Source organism: Polynucleobacter necessarius, from assembly GCF_900095195.1.
GTDB lineage: Bacteria > Pseudomonadota > Gammaproteobacteria > Burkholderiales > Burkholderiaceae > Polynucleobacter > Polynucleobacter necessarius_G.
This window is the reverse complement of sequence record NZ_LT606950.1, coordinates 1,115,377-1,135,547: the sequence shown is the minus strand read 5'-3', so window position 1 is coordinate 1,135,547 and position 20,171 is coordinate 1,115,377. Positions and strand designations below refer to the sequence as shown.

The window sequence follows — 20,171 nt, the reverse complement described above, 5'->3', positions numbered from 1 at the left end:
AAATCTAGAGGTCATATGCATTCTCTAAAAAAACACATCTACAACCCTTATGCAATTGCGATTGGCTTTTGTGTTTTATTAATTTCGATCTTTGCGGTTCTCTGGATTTTGGTTCCACCCCCGCCAAAAACCATCTAAATGGCCACTGGTTTCCCAACAGGGTTATATTACCAATTCGGTGAGCGTTTAAAGAAAGAGCTCATACAGGATGGGGTGGAATTACAAGTAAAAACGACAGGTGGAACCATTGATAATTTGGCGTTACTGGGCGACCCAAAATCAGGTGTGAAGTTTGCAATGGTTCAAGGTGGTGTTGGCGATATGGAAAAGTATCCCAATTTAGTATCCATTGCTGGTCTGTTTTATGAAACCTTATGGGTTTGGTATCGCGAGTCTGCCTTCAAAAATGATGGCGGCCACCTTCAGGCATTAAATCAACTAAAGAATAAGCGTGTAGCGATTGGCAACGAGGGCAGCGGTACTCTCCCTTAAGTACTCGTTATTAAAAATTAGCGGTATTTCAGAAAGCGAGATTCGCGCAGAAAGATTGAAGCCTGATCAGGCGCTAGCCAAACTGAGTAGCGGAGATTTGGATGCCGTATTTATTGTTGCAGCCATTGAAACACCTATCTTAAAAAAGTTTTATGAGGTGCCGGGTATTCGTTTGATGAGTTTTGATCAAGCAGATGCTTACACGCGAAACTTACCATACCTATCAAAGGTTAATGTTCCGCGAGGCCTTCTCAGTATTGGGCATGATGTTCCACGTCAGGATATACAGGTGATTGCGCCAACAGCAACTTTGGTAACGCAAGATAATGTTAGTCCTGCCATGATTTCATTGTTATTGAGTGCCTCGTATGACATTTTGAAGTCGTACTCTCGACTGCAAAATCCTGGAGAATTTCCGTCGAGCATGGGAATCGATTTCCCGCTGCACACTGATGCTGAGATTTATTTAAAAGATGGCCCATCTTTTTTACATCGACATCTTCCGTTTTGGACTGCCCTGTGGGTAGGGCGTTTTGTTAAAATTGTTATTCCACTGTTAGTAATCTTCATCCCATTGTTTGCGTATATTCCCTCCGCTAAAAACTTTTTATTACGACTTAAGCTTGCGCAGGTGTATGCCGAACTTAGAGAGATTGAGAAAATGCGATTAATCCTGATTTAAGGGATCGTAACTTTAAAGATCTTGAGGGTATTGAGAGACGTGTGAATACGATCAAAGTATCGATGATGGATTCAAAAGAATTGTATGGCTTGAAGGAGCATGTGGGAGATGTACGCGCACGCTTAAAGCATTTATATTCATAAACGGAGGCAACTATGTATAAAAAATAACCGCTAAAGCGGTATTTCTGTCATGCGCTTTGTTCTCGACCGTGGTCTTGGCAAACGTATCCAAGTAAACTGATTGCTTTGGTAGTTCTCCAAGCCGCCGGTGGTACCAATGATATTGTCGCGCGTTTAATCGCTCCAGCGTTTGGGGATGCTATTGGGACATCTGCTGTGGTTGAAAATCGACCTGGTGCAGGTGGCAATATTGGCACTCAGAGTGTGCGCGATCACCAAAAGATGGGTACACATTGCTGGTCACAATTAATAGTGCGCAAGCAATTAATCCTGCGCTATATAAAAACCCAGGCTTCGACCCTATCAATGATTTTGTTCCGCTCTACTATATCGGTGCGACACCGTACGTTTTGGTTTCGCCACCAGGATCACCATATAAAACGCTTGCGGATGTGATCGCTGCTGCAAAGAAGAAGCCTGGTGAGCTTTCATACGCATCTGCGGGTAATGGAACCATTAGTCATCTACTTGGAGCCATGCTGAATACGAGTGCGAGTATTGAGATGCAACACATTCCCTATAAAAGGGTTGCGCCTGCTATTAATGATGTATTGGGAGGTCAAGTTCCGCTCGCCTTTGCGAGTCTTCCTTCCGTCTTAAATTACATTAAAGCGGGCAAATTACAAGCTATAGCGATTAGTTCTGCGAAGCGCTCAAGTGCAGCACCAGAAATTCCAACGATTGCAGAAACCTATCCAGACTGCGTTGGGGAGGTTTGGGTAGCTTTATTTTCGCCAATTGGCACATCGTCAGATGCCGCCATTAAGAAAATTCAATCGGCTATGGATAAAACTATGGCTAAGACCGATGTTCGCGAAAAGTTAATCGCTCAAGGATTAGACCTATCGCCTGTGCCGCCAGCAAAATTGAGTATCTTAAAACCCGTTACGACTTGGTTTGTTGAGGTTCACCAATTTCGAATCGATACAACGGATGGAATTGGACGACCCACCACCGAAGGTGCGCATCGTGACGGCGTTGATTTTGTGGCTGTATTTTATTGAATCGAGTGGGCATCAAGGGTGGTGAAACGCGCATTTTTGATGCGCATAGATCTTGCAGGGTTGCGATTTACTCTTACAGAGCCCTGGTCGCCACTTCTCATGAATGACGAGCGCATGATTCATGAATCCACTCCTATACGGCCATTGGTAGACTATGGATATCGTGATACATTGGTCTTAACCTTCCGTTCAAATGGTTTTCAAGATTCCCCAAATCGTAGTCAACAATAATCATTGTGCCTGATATTTATCGTGTCGCGTGTGCTGCTGGATTTTCGGGCGATCGACTGGGTGTTGCAAAACCCCTAGTCAATGATCTGATAGGTTTGGGTGGGCCAATGTGTCTCATCTTTGAAAGATTGGCAGAAAGAACTTTGGCGCTAGCGCAATTAGAGCGTCTACAAAACGAACAGTTGGGATATGAACCATTGCTTCGGGAGATGGTTGAGCCCATTTGGGTGAATTGCGTCAAAGCTGGAATTCCGATAGTCGGCAATTTTGGTGCTGCCAATCCACAAGCTGCCGCTCAGTTAATAACCGACATTGCAAAAAAACAAGGTATTTCGCATATCAAAATTGCAGTGGTTGATGGGGACGATATTTCCGCTCCACAATTTAGAGATGTCCTGAATACATGTCTTTCGGCGAAAGACCAAATGACGTTATCGCATAGCCATTTAGTAAGTGCTAATGTCTATTTAGGAGCGCAAGAAATTGCCGCTGCATTAGCTGCTGGAGCGCAAGTGGTCGTGACGGGGCGCGTAGCCGATCCCGCACTAACCGTTGGCCCTTTAATGGCGCATTTTCAAAAGAGTTGGGAAGATTGGGATTTCTTGGGGGCAGCAACCATGGCTGGCCACCTTTTGGAGTGCGGAGCACAAGTCACAGGCGGTTACTTTGCGGATCCTGGATTGAAGGAGGTGCCGGATTTAAGTAATCTTGGTTTTCCAATTGCCGAGGTGGATCAATATGGAAATATTTGCATTACGAAGCCCATGCATACTGGCGGTGTAGTGAATCGTATGACCGTGACTGAGCAATTGCTTTATGAGTTGCATGATCCTGCGCAGTATTTCACCCCAGATGTCGTGGCGGATATAACTCAAGTGCAGATACATGATCAGGGAAACGATCGGGTGCAAGTGACTGGAGTTCGGGGGCATCCAAAACCCAATAACCTGAAGGCAAATATCTGTATAGATGGGGGCTGGTTGGCTGAAGCAGAAATCTCGTATGCCGGTCWTCGTGCCTATAAGCGAGCTGAGTTGGCATCAAAGATTATTCGCGATCGTCTAGGTGATCAATTGCATTTGAGGGTAGATTTTATTGGTAGTACAAGTGTATTTGCCAGCGACTCTGGGAAGGGGCCCGAGATTACTCATCAACACTTTACAGATATTCGTCTACGCATTGCAGCCTCTTATCCAGATCGATTGGTAGCGATGCAATTATGTCGTGAGGTGACTGCGCTCTATACCTGTGGTCCAGCAGGTGGCGGCGGGGTTCGCACTAGCCTAAAGCCTCGACTCAATACCCTAGTGGGCTTCATGCCTCGGGAAAAAATTCAGGCCTCATAAATGACTTTGAACTCTTGCAAAAAGAATTAACTGCGGAGAGGGTAAAAGCGCATTTCGGATTTCGAATCCTAGCTCAGTAACGCGCTATGATTTATTAAACTTGATGGCTTTTAATTTTGTGATCGATGGTTCATCGTATGGCGGAGTCAATCTCTCTTTAAATCTTGATTCTCATGGCAAGAGCCTGTCCTACTGGCTCCTGTCCATTGAGATTAATAGCGAGTTGTAAGTTACTCAGCTTCCATGCCGGCTGCTTTAATCGCTTGAGCCCACTTAGCGGTTTCCAGTTTAATTTTTTGCGCAAGCGCTTCTGGCATACCGGGTTGTGTCTCAAAGCCCATGGATGCAAAACGTTCCGTTAAGTCCTTTGATTTAGCGGCATCATTAATGGCCTTATTCAGTTTCAGAACGGCATTTTTTTGGCATGCCAGCTGGGCCAAAGGCCGCAAAGAATGCGATGAGTTCATAGTTTTTGATGCCCAATGCTTCATTGGCAGTGGGTAACTCTGGGATGGCGGGCGAACGTTTGAGTGAGGTGACTGCTAAGCCACGAATTTTTCCAGCTTGAACTTGCGGTAATGTCACTGCAAAGTCAGCGGTAAACATATTGACTTGACCGCCAATGAGATCCGTCATGGCATTCGGCCCACTTTTATAAGAGACGCCAGTCATCTGAATCCCGGTTGCACTCGCTAACATTTCTGAGGAAACGCGTTGCGATGTACTGGCATACGCAAAGGGAATTTTTCCAGGATCTGCTTTTGCTAGTGAAACAAACCCATTGAGTGACTTCACGGGCAGTTCATTATTCACTGCAACGATGAGTGGCACAGAACCAAAGTAACCAATTGGTGTAAAGGCTGTGTCTTGGTTATAGGGTAAATTTTGACCAAGCTTTTGAGTGCTGCATTGGTACTATTTGTACCAAATAGTAGGGTGTAGCCGTCAGCGAGTGACTTAGCGACTACATTAGCGCCAATCATGCCATTGGCGCCGGGACGATTTTCAATCTCCACGGGTTGGCCAAGGGATTCAGCCATCTTGGCAGCAAATGCACGACCAATTTGATCTGTAGAACTGCCCGGCGCAAATGGAACGATTGCTTTAATCGGTTTTGAAGGATAGTTATCTGCTAGCGTGGCAGAACTGATTAAGCTAAAAGCAACGCCCAGGCCTAGGCTAAAGCAGTAACGCAGGAAAGGTATTTTCTTCATATTGTCTCCATTCTGTTTTTATTAGTGTAGCGGTTAATGGCAGGTTATGGGTGGGGCTTGGGGTGACACTTTGGCGAGTAGAATAGCCCTAGGTTTTTACGAATACTCTATGCGCTTTCGATCAATTGGTTACACCCCTCTTATGCTCCTGGCGCAAACCTGCGCATTGCTGGGTTTTGCCTGCTATGCGGTAGTGTTGGCCCCCTTACAGGATGAGTGGCAGTTAAGTAATCTCGAGTCTGGTCTGATTGCTAGCGTCTTCTTTTTTGGCTACATGCTGGCGGTCCCACTGGCAACTGCATTGACTGATCGCATAGACGCACGAAAAGTCTATTTGGTTGGCGGTCTATCTGCTACCTGTGGTTTGTTGGGCATGTCTCTATTAGCCCATAATTTTTGGACCGCTTTATTGTTTATGGCGATTAATGCTGCAGGCCTTGCAGGCACGTATATGCCTGGACTAAAAATCTTGTCTGATCGAATTCAGTCTGGCGAGCTAATTTGTCATATTGCTTTTTATACCGCCTTCTTCGGAATCGGGACAGGTTTTCATACCTATGCTCTGGATGGATTTTGAGTGCACTGGGTTGGCATTATGTATTTGGGATTATTGCGCTGGGACCGTTTACAGCATTTTTAATTGTGTTGTTGCTTATACCACCACTTGCGCAAGAAAAATGGAAGGGCCCCCTCCAAATTCGATTGCACGACGCATTTCCAGTAGAGAAGTGGAAGTTAGCACTGGAAAATAAAAAAGCTTCGGGATTTATTTTTGGTTATACCGTGCACTCACTTGAGCTATTTGCTTCTAGAAGTTGGATTGTGGCGTTCTTTGCTTTTTGTGCGACTGCTTCTGGCGAATCTTTTTTTCTCGCAGCAACGACCTTAGCTGGCGTAATCAATTTCTTTGGGGTCCCTTCATCTATCTTGGGAAATGAGATTACCCTAAGAGTGGGGCGACAAAAATGGGTCTGCATTGTGATGCTAACTAGTGCAGTCATGGGGATTTCGTTGGCTCTGTCTACTGGCCACTCTTGGTGGCTCATTGTTGCGCTTGCAATAGGCCATGCCATTTTTATTATGGCTGACTCCGCTACCTTAACGGTGGAATTGGTCATTAGTGCTCAGGAAAATATTAAAGGCGCTGCAATGGGTTTGCATTCATTAATGGGCTTTGGCGGTGGCTTAATGGGCCCAGCGATCTTTGGCTTCGTGTTGGATGTTGCTGGCTCTCGTGCTTCACAAAGTGCATGGGTATGGGCATATGTTGCCGTGGTGATGTGGGGCGTTTTGTTTGTGATGTTTGTGATGTATGAGCGCCGCAATGGCTGGGTTGATAAAAAACCTGCATAAGTGATGGCACACAGCAATTTATTTTCCTGCTATCACTGCTCGAGCGCTATTTTGCCAATGGATTTACTGGAGGCAGAGGTGGGGGGGGTTCAGCGTCAGTTTTGCTGCCCCGGGTGTATGGCTATCGCGCAAACAATTCACGGGGAAGGTCTGGAAGTTTTTTATGCGCGTCGCCCCCAGATTGGTGAAAAGCCCGCGGCATACTTGGCATCCAATGAAATTCCAGAGAAATTAAAGCCCTACGATGATCCATCTCTGCGTAGTAGGTTTACTAGAGTATATGGAGAGTCTGGTGATCTTGAAGCAACGCTACGTCTCGAAAAAATTCGCTGTGCTGCCTGTGTTTGGTTATCTGAGCAGCATTTGCGTCGCACTACTGGTGTAATGGATGTACAGATTAATTACGTTACTCAAAAAGCCATTGTTCGCTTTAATCCGGAAAAAACAAGTCTAGCAAGATTGTTATTTGAGGTTGAGCGCATTGGTTACGAAGCTTGGCCGTTTGAGCCCTCCCTTTCTCTTGAGAGGGCAAAAAAAGAAAAGCGGCAGCTACTGACTCGGCTTGGTGTTGCCATGTTGGGCATGATGCAAGTCATGATGTATGCCTGGCCTACCTACGTTAATGCCGACATCACGCCTGAGTTTGAAACTCTATTGGGCTGGACCAGCTGGGCGCTCACCGTTCCAGTAATGGTGTATTCAGCGGGGCCGATATTTCAAGCGGCATGGCGAAGTGTGCAATCGTTTAAGAAAACGCGGATGTTGAGCATGGATGTTCCCATTGCATTGGCGCCTGCACTCGCGTTTAGTGCGGGAACGATTAATTTAATTGCTGGCTCTGGCCAAAGTTATTTTGATTCCATCACGATGTTTGTAGCATTTATTTTGGCTGCGCGTTATGTGGAATTATTAGCTCGACAGGATGCTCAGGGTGGGGCAGAGGCGTTAGCAAAGCAATTACCTGCAACCTGCGAACGTATTCTAAATTACCCACAAACTCAAGAAGTAGAAGTTGTACCGGTAGTCAATTGCGCCCCAGGCGAAATGCTGCGTGTACCACCTGGCGAAGTGGTACCTGCGGATGGGTTCTTAATTGAGAATGCCAGCGCGCTTGATGAATCGCTGCTTACTGGCGAATCTAAGCCTGTTGAGAAAAAAATTGGCGATCGTGTGTATGCTGGTACCCACAATATTTTGAACCCTCTCATCATGAGAATCGATGCAGTGGGCCAATCTACGCGGATTGCGGGTATTGCTTCCCTGCTAGATCAGGCCTTGCTGGTAAAACCAGTGATGGTGAGTCTTGCTGAAAAGTGGGCAGCCTATTTTGTTGCGTTCTTATTATTAAGTGCATTTGTTTCTTCTGCAGTGTGGCTGTATTTCGATCCTGGTCAAGCATGGACCGTGCTCGTATCCGTGCTTGTTGCAAGCTGTCCTTGTGCTCTATCGTTAGCTGTTCCAACGGCAATGGCAGCCGCACAAGGCGCTGTAACCAAATTAGGATTGCTGATTGTGAGAGGGCATGTGTTAGAGGGCTTAGTCAAGGCAACCGATCTTGTTTTGGATAAAACTGGTACCCTCACAATGGGGCAGCCTGAGTTGAAAAAGGTTATTCATCTGCGACAGGGTTATCGTCGTGAAGATGCATTAGCACTTGCAACAGCGCTAGAAGCTGGCCAAAGACATCCTCTAGCGCTATCGCTATTACGAGCAGCTGAGCATGAAAATCTCTCTCCAGCGCAATTACAAGATCCCGTAATGAATCAACTTGGTAAGGGATTGAGCTCTGGGGCATATCGCCTTGGAAGTGCTGCGTGGCTAGGTGTCCAGAATCAGTCTCCGTCTCGAGAAAATGGTCAATACGGGCAAGTACTTCTTGCTGATGACCAGGGGTTGATAGCTAGCTTTGTATTTTTGGATACACCAAGAGTTGGTTTAAAAAATTTATTAGATGCCGCAAAATCAAAAAATGTTACCGTCCATTTAGTTTCTGGGGATGACCCTGCAACGGTTGCATGGTGGGCAGATCATGTTGGCATAAAACATTTTCGAGGCGCCTGCACTCCAGAAGAAAAATATGAATATATTGAGCGTTTGCAAAATGAGAAACGCTTTGTATGGGCGATTGGCGATGGCGTCAACGATGCGCCCTTATTAGCTCGTGCAGACGTATCCATTGCGGTAGGTGCTGGAGCGCCGCTAGCTGCCGCAGGAGCTGATGCCATATTGACTGCAAGCTCACTCGAGCCATTGGCGAAAACGTTAGGGCTTGCTCAAAAGACGCAGGCCATTATTAAAGAGAATTTATTGTGGGCCTTGGTTTACAACGTGCTCGCAATTCCAGCGGCAATGTTGGGTTTGGTAAATCCCTGGGTTGCTGGTATCAGCATGTCACTTTCCTCTTTGGCGGTGACCTTAAATGCCTGGCGTTTGCGAAAAGCTTAGACTATAGGGATGGAAAGCCTATTTATTTTGATCCCTCTGTCGCTGCTATTGGTGGGACTTTTGGCATGGATTTTGCGCTGGTCAGTCAAAAGCGGTCAGTTCGATGATCTGAGCGGTCCAGGCGAGTCCATTTTGATGGATGATGATGTCCCAAAGCCACAAAAAGTTAGTGATAGCTCACAAAAATAATAAATAAAAACATAGAGTTAACTTAACTCAATGTTCTTCTTGCTGACCAGAATTATTTTACCCCTCCTTTTTTGATATAGATCAAACCCACCTTAGGGGCTCAATTCGATAATTCAATCAGTCTATTTGGATTATGTCGTTGTTTGGTCACAAAAAAGGAGAAACCATGGGACTTACCGTGGGGAGTAATCAAGATACCTTTAATTACGAGGTTATCAGCCAATTTGCCATCGTTACCGTACTTTGGGGAATCGTCGGCATGCTCGTGGGGGTCATCCTTGCGGCACAGTTAATTTGGCCTGAAATCACGTTTAACATCCCTTGGTTAAGTTATGGTCGTTTGCGTCCGTTACATACCAATGCTGTGATTTTTGCGTTCGGTGGCTCGGCGTTGTTTGCAACGTCGTATTACATCGTGCAAAGAACCTGTCAAGTTCGCCTTTTCTGTGACAAGTTAGCGGCGTTTACATTCTGGGGTTGGCAAGCTGTGATTGTTTCTGCTGCCATCACTTTGCCGCTTGGTATTACTACTTCAAAAGAGTACTCTGAATTAGAGTGGCCAATTGACATCTTAATTACTGTCGTTTGGGTTGCTTACGCAATTGTCTTCTTTGGTACTGTGATCAAGCGCAAGACAAAACATATCTACGTTTCAAATTGGTTCTTCGGCGCTTATATTTTGACAATTGCTGTATTGCATATTGTTAACAATATTGAAATGCCAGCAAGCTTGTTTAAGTCATATTCTGCTTATGCTGGCGCACAAGATGCCATGATTCAATGGTGGTACGGACATAATGCAGTGGGCTTCTTCTTAACTACTAGCTTCTTGGGCATGATGTACTACTTCATTCCGAAGCAAGCGGAGCGTCCGATATACTCCTATCGCTTATCGATCGTTCACTTTTGGGCATTGAACTTCACTTATATGTGGGCGGGTCCTCACCACCTGCAACACACCGCATTGCCTGATTGGACCCAGTCATTGGGTATGGTGTTCTCATTGATCTTATTGGCGCCATCCTGGGGCGGTATGATCAACGGCATCATGACTTTATCTGGCGCATGGCACAAATTGCGCCGTGACCCAATCCTGAAATTCTTGGTAGTTGCATTGTCCTTCTACGGTATGTCTACTTTCGAAGGCTCCATGATGTCGATCAAGACAGTGAATAGCCTCTCTCACTACACCGATTGGACTATTGGTCACGTACACTCCGGTGCGCTAGGTTGGGTTGCCATGATCACAATTGGCTCTTTGTACTATCTCATCCCACGTTTAGTAGGTCAGCGCGATATGTACAGTACTAAGTTAATCGAGCTGCATTTCTGGATCGCAACTATCGGGGTAGTAATTTATATCGCTGCTATGTGGATTGCTGGTGTGATGCAGGGCTTGATGTGGAGAGCTTTTGAACCTGACGGTACTCTGACTTATAGCTTCGTAGAGTCAGTGAAAGCGACCTATCCTTTCTATGTCATTCGTTTATTAGGCGGCCTGTGCTACTTAAGCGGTATGTTGTTGATGGCTTACAACGTCTACAAAACAGTGGTTAACAAAAAATTCGTAGACGCTCCTATTCCACAAGCGTCTATCGCCGCTCACTAAGGATAAGAACATGTCAGAACAACGTCGATTTTTCTCCCACGAAACGCTTGAGCGTAATGTTGGTTGGTTGATCATCACTACGATTGTCGTGATTTCAATCGCAGGTTTGGTGCAGCTCGTGCCATTGTTTTTCCAGCACTCAACCACTGAACCTAGTCCAGGAGTGGTGCCATATTCAGCACTACGTTTAGCTGGTCGCGACATCTATCAACGTGAAGGTTGCCTAGGTTGCCACTCACAGCAGATTCGTACATTGCGCTCCGAAGTAGAGCGTTATGGCCCTTATTCATTGGCGGGCGAGTCTGTTTACGACCATCCATTTATGTGGGGTAGCAAACGTACAGGTCCAGATTTGGCGCGTGTTGGTGGTCGTTACTCCGATGCATGGCATCAAATTCACTTAAATAATCCGCGTGATGTGGTGCCAGAGTCAAATATGCCTGCATACCCCTATTTGGCTAAGAATGCTGCTGATGCAAGCACGATTCAGTCGCATATGGTTGCAATGCGTCGTTTAGGCGTTCCGTACACGGATGAAGATATTGCCAATGCGCCAAAAGAATTGGAAGGCAAGACTGAATTGGATGCCTTGGTCGCATACCTTCAGGATCTTGGCGTGAACCGTAGATATATTGTTGTTGATGAGGTTGTAGCTAAGTAATTCTTAGCTATTGGGAACTATGCAAAATATCGCACCGCACCTCTCAGCACTTTCTACCGTGCTTGGCTTGGTTGTATTTCTAGGAATCGTTTGGTGGGCTTGGTCTGCAAAAAGACAGCCTGCCAATCAAGAATCCGCCGAACTTCCGTTCGATCTACCCGATGAATTCAGTAAGGATAAATCATGAGTGATTTTCTTAGTGCCGGTTGGAGTGCCTATATCGCCCTAGTAACATTGGTCGGTATTGTTTGGTGCGTCTGGTTATTATTTTCTCAACTCAAAGTGAAGGTGAAGGTCAAGCCTGACGGAGAGGTGGCAGATACTGGTCACGTATGGGATGACGACCTTCGTGAACTGAATAATCCATTGCCACGCTGGTGGATGTGGATGTTCTTAATCTCTTGCATCTTTGGATTAGTCTATTTAGTTCTTTACCCAGGACTGGGTTCTTATCCAGGTGTTTTGGGCTATAGCACTGACGGCGCACTAATGAAGTCCATGACGGCGGCCAACGATGAGCTCAAGCCTGTCTACGCAAAATATGTAAAGATGGACATTGAGCAAGTTGCTGCTGATCCAAAAGCACGTGAAATGGGTCAACGTTTATTCTTGAACTCTTGCGCACAATGTCATGGTTCAGATGCTGGTGGTGCCAAAGGCTTCCCGAATTTGACAGACGGTGATTGGTTGTATGGTGGGTCACCAGAAAACATCAAAACTACTATCGTAAATGGACGCGCTGGCGTAATGCCTCCATTCCCACAATTGGATAGTAAGCAAATTGTGGATGTTGCTAACTATGTTCGCAGTCTATCTGGTTTACCAGCGGATGATTTCAAGGCTGCGCGTGGCGCTGAAGTATTTAAAGCCAATTGCGCAGCATGTCATGGCCCAGATGGTAAGGGTAATATTGCTCTAGGCGTACCGAACTTAACAGATAAAACGTGGTTGTATGGCGGTTCTGAAGCGACAATTATTGAGACAGTTACCAAAGGTCGTATGGCTCAAATGCCTGCTCAAGACAAAGTATTAAGTCCTGAGAAAATTCAGTTGTTAACCGCTTATGTGTGGGGTTTATCGAACAATAAGCAGCCAGCAACAACGAAGTAATTTCTGTAGTTAGGTACATTTAGTGTCAACTCATACGCCGGGCGGAACGCCTGTTCCAGTTGATGTCATAGAGGAATCCCTCTATGAGGTCCGGCGTAAGATTTGCCCCCGTTCTGTTTCTGGGCTTTTTGCGCGTTGGCGACTCATTCTTGTTTTTGCTACCCAATTATTGTTCTACGGCTTGCCGTGGCTTAGCTGGAATGGTCGCCAATCTGTACTTTTTGATTTAATTCAGCGTAAGTTTTATATCTTTGGTCTTGTGCTGTGGCCGCAAGATGTGATTTATCTCACGCTGTTATTGATCCTCTCCGCGCTAGCTCTTTTCCTCTTTACGGCGATCGCTGGCCGTTTATTTTGCGGCTATGCCTGCCCTCAAACGGTTTATACCGAAATCTTCATGTGGATCGAGCGCAAAGTCGAGGGTGATCGATTTGCGCGTATTCGCTTGGATGGTGAAGAGTGGCCATGGAGCATATGCAAATGGCGTCTGAAGATCACCAAGCACGCGCTATGGCTCTTAGTTGCCTTCTGGACAGGCTTTACATTCATTGGCTATTTCACGCCAATTAGCACCTTGGGCACGGCGCTCCTCCATTTATCCCTCGGTCCATGGCAAACCTTTTGGTTATGCTTCTATGGCTTTGCAACGTGGGGAAATGCTGGCTTTATGCGCGAGCAGGTTTGTAAATATATGTGTCCCTATGCACGCTTTCAAAGCGTGATGGTCGACAAAGATACTTTCTTGGTGACGTATGACAAAGTTCGTGGTGAGCCAAGAGGCAGTCGCAGTAAATCAGCCGATCACAATGCATTAGGATTGGGCGACTGTGTCGATTGTAGCATCTGTGTGCAAGTTTGCCCTACCGGTATTGATATTCGGGATGGCATGCAATACATGTGTATTGGCTGTGGCGCTTGTATTGATGCCTGTGATCAGGTAATGGAAAAGGTAAATTATCCAAAAGGTCTGATTCGCTACACCACAGAGCGTGCGGTAGAAGACCGTGAATCCAATCAGAGTGCCATACGCCATATTTTGCGTCCCCGTGTATTGATTTACACTGCTTTCATTACTGTCTTGGCCTCTGCTTTCTTGATTTCTCTAGCTACCCGTAACCCGCTGCGAGTCGATGTGATGCGAGATCGTGGCGCTTTAGCACGTGAGGTAGAAGGGGTACGGATTGAGAATATTTATCGCATTCAGATCATGAACGCATCCGAAAATAATATGAATGTGTCGGTTAAAGCTACGGGATTAGATGGTTTGAAGATCCTGAATTCTCAAGGGCAGGTAGTCACCGAGATTGAAGTCGCTCCGGCGAGTAACTTGCTGATGCCAATTAAGGTGAGCACTGATATTGGTGTAAATCCGCCGGGTAATTATCCGATACATTTTGATGTGGTTGCACAAGAGCTCTCTGGAAATGAGATGATTACCAGAGAGCGCGATGAAAAATCCACTTTCATTATTCCCCGTTAAGCTGATAAGCGATGGAGAGCATGTATATGACTGAACAGCAAACTACAAAGCCTTGGTGGAAGCAGTTGTGGCCATGGTTACTTATCAGCGGGCCTGCGGTGGCGATGATCGGTTGCATTATTACTATTTGGCTAGCGGTAAATATGCATGCTGATAAGCCACTACGTGATGGTGTTGTGAAGCAGGGCTTAAAAGTAGAGCAAATAAAAGAATCGCAGGTCTCCAAATGAAATACCGTCTCCTGATTTGGATTCTATGGCCATCTTTTTTGGTGGCTGGCATGGCAGAGGGCTTGCTCTTTACCGTCATTTATCCCCAAGACTTACTGTTTTTTGGATACCACCCAGAAATTTCTGACGAGGGTATTTACACCATTGGATTCTTTGTCATTTGGACATTTTGTGCTGTGTCTAGCGCATTAACTGCTTACATCCTTCCAGGAATCGAATCGCCGGATGATAAACCCGATTGATCGAGGTTTGATTTAAGCCTGTTTTACCGGTATTTCAGGGCTGACACAGGCTGTTCTGTCAGGGTTCGGAATGCCTGCTAGCTCATATAACCTATTCATATCAATGAGTTTGACATGACGTTGCTTAATTTGAACAAGACCCGATTCTGCAAAGCGCGAGAGCATACGGCTCACTGTTTCGATTTGGATGCCTAAGTAGCTACCAATCTCAGCTCGGCTCATGCGTATATCAAATTCGTTATTCAGGTAGCCGCGCGCAGCTAAACGTTGCGATAGGCTTAGTAAAAATGCTGCTAGTCTCTCTTCGGCGCGCATTGTTCCCAACGAAAGGAGATGGCGTTGATCTTGAGTAAGTTTACGACTCATGATTTTGTGAAACTGATTTTGTAAAACGGGAATCTGCCTTGCTAAGTCCTCAAAGGCCTCATAGCGAATGATGCAGACTTCACTCTCCTCTAGGGCGATGGCGTCAGATTGGTAGTGACCCTCGCCAATGCCGTCGAGTCCCAAGATTTCTCCAGGGAGATGAAAGCCAATCACCTGCTGGCGATCATCTTGAAGGCAGTATTCGGTTTTCAGTGTGCCAAAACGCACGCTATAGACCGAGCTTAAGGGATCACCATGACGATAGAGGCTCTTGCCTTTTTGGAGATGCACCCGTTCTTTTACTAAGGTATCAATTTTGGATACATCGGCAGTGCTCAGACCAACTGGCAAACAAAATTGCCCCAGTACACAAACTGAGCATTTGCTAGTAGGGGTATCGGTTGGCTTGTAATTCATATAGGGTAATTATGCAGACAGTTTATTCTATTAGGGTGAACACGCAAGTTACCCAATCTTTTTACCCAAAATGCTGACTTTTAGCCTTCTCACGGCAGTATTTCTGGGTGCGCTGGTCAGTGGTTGGCATTGCGCTCTGATGTGCGGCGGGATTGCTGCTGCCATCGAGCGGCCAAGTGCCGTCGAAACTCGATTGAGGCCTAAATCGGAGCTCTTTCATCTTCAGCTCATCATGCATTTAGGACGCCTAACAACCTATGTCCTTTTGGGAGCGTTGGCGGCATGGGCTGGAGTGGTTGTTTGGCAGCAGAGCTTATCGCCGATTCAAAGAGGACTTTTTGTGCTGACAGCTTTGCTCTTAATTTATATGGGCATTCGATTGCTGACCCGAGGTTCATCAGAGTCACGCTTAGGCGGAAATTGGTTGGGTTCCCGGATTGCGGGCTACTGGGCTAAATATCTTGGTCGTTTTGCTAGTGGTCCCTCGCGTTGGTTTAGTGGGATGCTTTGGGGTTTGGTGCCTTGTGGTTTGGTCTACAGTGTTTTGCCATTGGCTTTCTTATCGGGTGATGTATTTACTGGCGCAGCATTGATGTTGGCATTTGGTTTAGGCACGATGCCAAACTTATTATTAATATCAAAATTTTCTGCAGCCTTGACGCAGTTTGGTCAGTACCTCTTGGTGCGTTACTTAGCCGCTTTACTGCTTTTGATTGCCGGTGGATTTGGCTTGTACCGCGCTTGGGTATTGCCAGAGGCTTTACTCAAAGACGGTTTTTGTATTTTTTAAACTTCTTCTAGTTATTTGTGGCTGCTGCAATCCCTGAGGCTAAATCGGGGTAGAGGCAATCTGCGGAAATGGTTTCCAGATAAGCACTTCGTTGAGTCATTTCGTAAGGTTGGTGGTCTAAGCCACAAATGATCAGCTTGATATTACGGACTTTGCAAAGATGAGTGAGTTCTGCAATGGTTTCCATACCCGAGGTATCTACGTAGATCACATTTTTTAGATCGAGTATCAATGTTTGTGATGGAAGATTTTCTTCAATCTTTTCCAAGAGCCTAACCGCGCCAAAAAAGATGGCGCCATAAATACGATAGGCATCGATTCGGCCCTGATGTGGGTTTAGCGCTGGGAAAAGTGTGGGGTCTGCAGGTTCGCAACGCGATAAGCTGGAGATGCGATAGATAAATGTAATGAATGCGCAAAGCAGGCCGACTTGAATCGCAACGGTTAGATCTAAAATGACGGTGAGCAAAAAGACACTCAAAATCGTTAGCCGATAAGGCAGTCGGAATTGCTTGAGATCGATAAATTTTTTCCATTCACCCATGTTCCAAGCGACATACATCAAGATTGCCGCCAAACTCGCTAGTGGAATGTCTTTGGCAAGAGGCGCTGCAAATAAAACGACCAGTAATAAAGTGAGTGCATGAACAGCTCCAGCAGCTGGGCTGTTGGCGCCGCTTTCAATATTTGTCACGGTACGGGCGATCGTGCCAGTCGTTGGCATGCCTCCAAAAAATGGAGTCACAATATTTGCAATTCCTTGTGCCATCAGCTCTTGATTGGATTCGTGTCGGTCATGTATGAGGCCATCGGCAACACGAGCACACAGCAAAGATTCGATAGCGCCCAATAATGCCAACGTCAAGGCAGGCGCGATCATGAACTGTGCGGTACCCCAGGTGATAGATACCCATTCAAAATGGGGGAGGCTTGAAGGAATGCCGCCAAATCGTGTGCCAATCGTATCAACGGGAAGATTAAATAGTGCGGTGACGACTGTAGCGCTGATCATGGCAACTACTGTTCCGGGTAAATGACCAAGCCAGCCGAGGTGCTTTTGTAACATCTTCCAAAGAAGGATGAGCGTTAAGCTACCGCACGCAAGGCTCAGTGCAACTGGATTTACAGTGTTAGCGGCAAGGTAAAGCGTCTGTATTGCTTGAAAAAATTGTGCTGGCATTTTATCGATTGATAAGCCAAAGAAATCCTTTACTTGTGACAAGCCAATTAATACGGCAATGCCGTTAGTAAAACCAATAATGACCGCAACTGGAATAAATCTGACCAATGTTCCCAGTCTTAAAGCTCCCATGAGCAACAAAAATATTCCAGACATTACTGTGGCTAATAAGAGATTTGGCACGCCATAGCGCTCCACAATTCCATACACAATGACAATGAATGCTCCAGCAGGTCCGCCAATCAGTACGCGGCTACCCCCTAGCAATGAAACCAAGCCGCCGCCAATGATGGCCGTGAAAATTCCCGCTTCTGGAGTTAGTCTGCTGGCGATGGCAAAAGCCATCGCTAACGGCAGAGCAACTACTCCGACCGTGATACCGGCGACAGCATCATTGAAAAATGAAGCGCGGTTATAATACTTTAAGCAATCAATAATTTTGGGTTGAAAGAACATGTACGTTTTAAGAGAGTCGATTGCCTACCCAGTAGGCAAGCCCCACAGAAAAAGCGGTAACTAAAGAGCCCCAAGCAATGTCAATGAATGCCAGTTTGGTAGGAAAGTCACGAATAACCGCTAGGTTAGTGAGATCATAGGTCATATAGCAAAACAAGCCGAACAGAGCCCCATATAACAAGGCGTGCGAAAGTGACTGTTTTGAAAGTGCTGGGGCAATAACAAAAATACAGACACCCAAGGCATAAAGAAGATAAAAGGCCAGCCCCGCAAGTAACTTCAGTCGCTCGCCATTAAATCCCCCATTTCATGGCGATATAGGTTTTTTGCGATTCCAAGAATCTACACCAAATCCACTGCGATGAGAGTGACCAAGAAAGAGAGGTAGATTCCAAATACCTGAGCAATTAACTTACCCTTTGTGCTTTGATAGCGTAATAATAAGGATTATGATGGAAATAACAGGCCAATAGTTTAATTTTTTAGGAGATAGGCATATGTTTAAGCATTTATTGGTACCAGTCGATGGTTCGGATGTTAGTAAAAATTCTTTGAAGAAAGTCGCTGAATTAGCAAAGGCGGATGGTGCGGCAGTTACTTTGGTCTATGTTTCCGATCCCCTACCTCCATTGGTGTATTCAGATAGCACGATGGGCTACGGCGTATCGGCTAAAGAGCATAAGGCAGCATGCGATGCTTACGCTAAGGATGTTTTTAAGAAAGCTGCTACCGCCCTTGGATCCGGCGTAAAAGCCAATTCATTGCATATCGCCAATACGAATCTTTCAGAAGGTATCTTGGACGGTGCTAAAAAGGCAAAGGCGGATATGATTGTGATGGTATCCCACAAGCGTACTGGCATCAAAGGGGTGCTACTGGGTAGCGAGACCCATAAAGTAATCGTGCACTCGAAATTACCGGTTCTCGTTCTTGGTTAATCGTTGTAGAACTTGAAAAGCAAAAGGGCTCATGAGCCCTTTTTTTATTCGGTGTCTTGAAGGCTTAACGTGACATTGGACTGCCAAAAAGCAATATCTCGCGAGTAAGTTGCCCGCTTTCACTATCGCGCATTGACCACAGATCTAATTGTGTCTTAGTAGCATATGGATCAACATAGATACCATTTTTTCGTAGTTCAAAATGCAGATGTGGACCTGTGGATCTACCGGTAGATCCAACATAACCAATTTCTAGTCCGCGACGTATCTCATTACCGACGTCTAGCTCTGAGTTGTAGCCACTCAGATGAGCATAGTAAGTGTGATATCCGCCAGGATGCTCTAAAACGATTAATTTTCCGAATGCGCCACTATAGCCAAGATGGACCACTTTGCCATTGGCTACACTAAAGATTGGTGTTCCCACGGGAGCGGCATAGTCGATGCCCATGTGGGTGCGATAGCGTTGTTTTGTGGGTGCGAGTTGAGTTACGGCAGGATTATTCTTGGATCGTTTCGGGGCACCAGCACGGACCATGCCGACACCGCGTGAGATACGGCGATAACTTAGTGGATTGGTCCAAAATGATTGCTCAAGGGATTCGCCGTTGCTCGTGAAGAAAGCGCCCGGTATATCGTTGCGTTCAACCCAAAAGGCGCTAGCAAATACTTCCTTATTGGAAAGGTCAATAATCTCCGCCGCCCAAATTTGCGCCCACTTTTCACGGTCTCCAAAATCAACAATGAGGCGCACGATGCTGTTGGTATTCTCTAGTGAGTTATTTGCTTCTGGGTAAATCTGCTTGATGATCGAATTAAGCTCCCAAACTAACTCGACTGGTAACTTGTCTCCCAATTTGCGAGGGTCGTATAAAACTTCTTTGAGTGGTACGCGAATTTCGGTGAGATTTTTAGATTCATTGCGTAGAAAATCTTGCTGCACCAAGAACCCGCCAAAAGCAGATGGCGTAAATGTCCAAACTTCGGTTTTGCTATCTTGGATAGGGCCATTCATGATGCTGAGAGAGTCGAACTTATTGCGAGTGGTGAATGCCACAGCATATGGAATGCAGTTGCCACGCATCTTCTCAAAAAAGTTTTTCGTTTGGCTTTTGAAAAACTCAGAAAACTGTGGGTTATTAATCCCAATGCTTGCCGGTAAGTTACCTTCAAAAAAGCTACGCTGGAGACAACCTTGCGAGACTCGGTAGTCTAGATTCGCATCTATATTGAGCATCAACTCATCCGGACTTTTTTTCTGAAAGAGCGATGGATTCAGGCTCATGCTCATGCTGTTAGTTTTAGAGTTGGTTACTACAGATTTATCCTTAAACCCCACCGATTTTGTGTTTTGCACCGTCACCTTTTGGCGGTTCTCGTTGGATTTTTGAGCTGGTGTTTTAGTTTCAGATATCTGACTAAAGCCTAAAGTCAGGCCAATGAGGCTGCCCCTCAGGATAAATGCGAGCTTTCTGGCAAGGAGGCGATAAGCGGACACAATTTTTTTCACAGAATCATTATCTAATAATGTGAAACCATGGCTGAATTCTTTTG

Annotated in this window: 24 protein-coding genes and 1 pseudogene; 18 read left to right on the top strand and 7 right to left on the bottom strand. The window is 45.8% G+C overall.

Translation table 11 applies throughout. From position 1 onward, the window contains the following. The first annotated feature begins 138 nt into the window (after positions 1-138). The 5 genes and pseudogenes from BQ1619_RS10340 (at position 139) to BQ1619_RS10785 (ending at position 4,166) form a co-directional block, all read left to right on the top strand. The gene (locus BQ1619_RS10340; protein WP_269460085.1) at positions 139-492 is read left to right on the top strand and encodes a TAXI family TRAP transporter solute-binding subunit; all 354 of its coding nucleotides are present in this window, start codon (positions 139-141) and stop codon (positions 490-492) included. Continuing rightward, positions 461-1,174 carry a TAXI family TRAP transporter solute-binding subunit gene (locus BQ1619_RS06400; RefSeq protein WP_269460084.1) on the top strand — a complete coding sequence of 238 codons (714 nt, stop codon included), beginning with the start codon at positions 461-463 and terminating at the stop codon, positions 1,172-1,174. The genes BQ1619_RS10340 and BQ1619_RS06400 overlap by 32 nt, the downstream gene beginning before the upstream one ends. 415 nt (positions 1,175-1,589) lie before the next feature. Next, positions 1,590-2,591, top strand: a pseudogene (locus BQ1619_RS09305) (tripartite tricarboxylate transporter substrate-binding protein). Beyond that, positions 2,591-3,937 carry an acyclic terpene utilization AtuA family protein gene (locus BQ1619_RS06390; protein ID WP_415066271.1) on the top strand — a complete coding sequence of 449 codons (1,347 nt, stop codon included), beginning with the start codon at positions 2,591-2,593 and terminating at the stop codon, positions 3,935-3,937. The pseudogene BQ1619_RS09305 and the gene BQ1619_RS06390 overlap by 1 nt, the downstream one beginning before the upstream one ends. Positions 3,938-4,040: 103 nt before the next feature. After that, entirely contained in the window at positions 4,041-4,166 is a 126-nt protein-coding gene (locus tag BQ1619_RS10785; RefSeq protein WP_462803987.1) for an AtuA-related protein, read from the top strand. A gap of 1 nt (position 4,167) precedes the next feature. Here the strand turns inward: BQ1619_RS10785 and BQ1619_RS10335 are convergent, their stop codons facing one another. From BQ1619_RS10335 to BQ1619_RS10710, 3 genes are read right to left on the bottom strand one after another with little or no spacing between them, the layout of a single operon-like run. Next, complete coding sequence (locus BQ1619_RS10335; protein WP_269460083.1) at positions 4,168-4,377, bottom strand: tripartite tricarboxylate transporter substrate-binding protein; 210 nt, start codon at positions 4,375-4,377, stop codon at positions 4,168-4,170. Beyond that, positions 4,331-4,768 carry a tripartite tricarboxylate transporter substrate-binding protein gene (locus tag BQ1619_RS06385; protein WP_415066111.1) on the bottom strand — a complete coding sequence of 146 codons (438 nt, stop codon included), beginning with the start codon at positions 4,766-4,768 and terminating at the stop codon, positions 4,331-4,333. Before BQ1619_RS06385 ends, BQ1619_RS10335 begins: the two co-directional genes overlap by 47 nt. Continuing rightward, positions 4,747-5,151 (bottom strand): Bug family tripartite tricarboxylate transporter substrate binding protein, encoded by a 405-nt coding sequence (locus tag BQ1619_RS10710; RefSeq protein WP_415066109.1) that lies wholly within the window; start codon positions 5,149-5,151, stop codon positions 4,747-4,749. The genes BQ1619_RS06385 and BQ1619_RS10710 overlap by 22 nt, the downstream gene beginning before the upstream one ends. Positions 5,152-5,260: 109 nt before the next feature. Between BQ1619_RS10710 and BQ1619_RS09300 the strand changes: the two genes are divergently transcribed. From BQ1619_RS09300 to BQ1619_RS06335, 11 genes are all read left to right on the top strand, one after another. Beyond that, positions 5,261-5,728, top strand: a complete 468-nt coding sequence (locus BQ1619_RS09300; protein ID WP_197711904.1) for an MFS transporter — start codon at positions 5,261-5,263, stop codon at positions 5,726-5,728. Further along, positions 5,725-6,504: an MFS transporter gene (locus tag BQ1619_RS09295; RefSeq protein WP_197711903.1), complete on the top strand. Its 780-nt coding sequence runs from the start codon at positions 5,725-5,727 to the stop codon at positions 6,502-6,504. The genes BQ1619_RS09300 and BQ1619_RS09295 overlap by 4 nt, the downstream gene beginning before the upstream one ends. Positions 6,505-6,507: 3 nt before the next feature. Beyond that, entirely contained in the window at positions 6,508-8,949 is a 2,442-nt protein-coding gene (locus BQ1619_RS06375; RefSeq protein ID WP_114662922.1) for a heavy metal translocating P-type ATPase, read from the top strand. Between the two features lie 9 nt (positions 8,950-8,958). After that, a complete protein-coding gene (ccoS, locus tag BQ1619_RS06370; protein ID WP_114662921.1) occupies positions 8,959-9,138 on the top strand; it encodes a cbb3-type cytochrome oxidase assembly protein CcoS in 180 nt (59 codons plus the stop codon). A gap of 166 nt (positions 9,139-9,304) precedes the next feature. After that, on the top strand, positions 9,305-10,747 hold the full coding sequence (gene ccoN, locus BQ1619_RS06365; RefSeq protein ID WP_114663557.1) for a cytochrome-c oxidase, cbb3-type subunit I: 1,443 nt from the start codon (positions 9,305-9,307) through the stop codon (positions 10,745-10,747). Positions 10,748-10,757: 10 nt separating this feature from the next. Beyond that, a complete protein-coding gene (gene ccoO / locus BQ1619_RS06360; RefSeq protein WP_114662920.1) occupies positions 10,758-11,408 on the top strand; it encodes a cytochrome-c oxidase, cbb3-type subunit II in 651 nt (216 codons plus the stop codon). 19 nt (positions 11,409-11,427) lie between these two features. Further along, positions 11,428-11,595, top strand: coding sequence for a cbb3-type cytochrome oxidase subunit 3 (locus BQ1619_RS06355; protein ID WP_114662918.1), 168 nt, complete (start codon positions 11,428-11,430; stop codon positions 11,593-11,595). Further along, entirely contained in the window at positions 11,592-12,518 is a 927-nt protein-coding gene (ccoP, locus tag BQ1619_RS06350; protein WP_114662917.1) for a cytochrome-c oxidase, cbb3-type subunit III, read from the top strand. The genes BQ1619_RS06355 and ccoP overlap by 4 nt, the downstream gene beginning before the upstream one ends. A gap of 22 nt (positions 12,519-12,540) precedes the next feature. Further along, on the top strand, positions 12,541-13,998 hold the full coding sequence (gene ccoG, locus BQ1619_RS06345; protein ID WP_114662915.1) for a cytochrome c oxidase accessory protein CcoG: 1,458 nt from the start codon (positions 12,541-12,543) through the stop codon (positions 13,996-13,998). Between the two features lie 26 nt (positions 13,999-14,024). Further along, positions 14,025-14,228, top strand: a complete 204-nt coding sequence (locus tag BQ1619_RS06340) for a FixH family protein (protein WP_114663555.1) — start codon at positions 14,025-14,027, stop codon at positions 14,226-14,228. After that, positions 14,225-14,470: a hypothetical protein gene (locus tag BQ1619_RS06335; RefSeq protein WP_114662912.1), complete on the top strand. Its 246-nt coding sequence runs from the start codon at positions 14,225-14,227 to the stop codon at positions 14,468-14,470. The genes BQ1619_RS06340 and BQ1619_RS06335 overlap by 4 nt, the downstream gene beginning before the upstream one ends. A gap of 12 nt (positions 14,471-14,482) precedes the next feature. Here BQ1619_RS06335 and BQ1619_RS06330 read toward each other — a convergent pair whose 3' ends face one another. Continuing rightward, entirely contained in the window at positions 14,483-15,253 is a 771-nt protein-coding gene (locus tag BQ1619_RS06330; protein WP_114662911.1) for a helix-turn-helix domain-containing protein, read from the bottom strand. A gap of 70 nt (positions 15,254-15,323) precedes the next feature. Between BQ1619_RS06330 and BQ1619_RS06325 the strand changes: the two genes are divergently transcribed. Continuing rightward, the gene (locus BQ1619_RS06325) at positions 15,324-16,043 is read left to right on the top strand and encodes a sulfite exporter TauE/SafE family protein (RefSeq protein ID WP_114662902.1); all 720 of its coding nucleotides are present in this window, start codon (positions 15,324-15,326) and stop codon (positions 16,041-16,043) included. Between the two features lie 7 nt (positions 16,044-16,050). Here the strand turns inward: BQ1619_RS06325 and BQ1619_RS06320 are convergent, their stop codons facing one another. Continuing rightward, positions 16,051-17,679 carry a SulP family inorganic anion transporter gene (locus BQ1619_RS06320; protein ID WP_114662901.1) on the bottom strand — a complete coding sequence of 543 codons (1,629 nt, stop codon included), beginning with the start codon at positions 17,677-17,679 and terminating at the stop codon, positions 16,051-16,053. Positions 17,680-17,686: 7 nt separating this feature from the next. Continuing rightward, positions 17,687-17,920 (bottom strand): DUF2177 family protein, encoded by a 234-nt coding sequence (locus BQ1619_RS09990; RefSeq protein WP_231968565.1) that lies wholly within the window; start codon positions 17,918-17,920, stop codon positions 17,687-17,689. Between the two features lie 256 nt (positions 17,921-18,176). Here BQ1619_RS09990 and BQ1619_RS06310 point away from each other — a divergent pair, with 256 nt between their 5' ends. Continuing rightward, a complete protein-coding gene (locus tag BQ1619_RS06310; protein WP_114662900.1) occupies positions 18,177-18,617 on the top strand; it encodes a universal stress protein in 441 nt (146 codons plus the stop codon). 64 nt (positions 18,618-18,681) lie between these two features. Here BQ1619_RS06310 and BQ1619_RS06305 read toward each other — a convergent pair whose 3' ends face one another. Continuing rightward, a complete protein-coding gene (locus BQ1619_RS06305) occupies positions 18,682-20,127 on the bottom strand; it encodes a M23 family metallopeptidase (RefSeq protein WP_231968564.1) in 1,446 nt (481 codons plus the stop codon). Positions 20,128-20,171 lie beyond the last annotated feature (44 nt).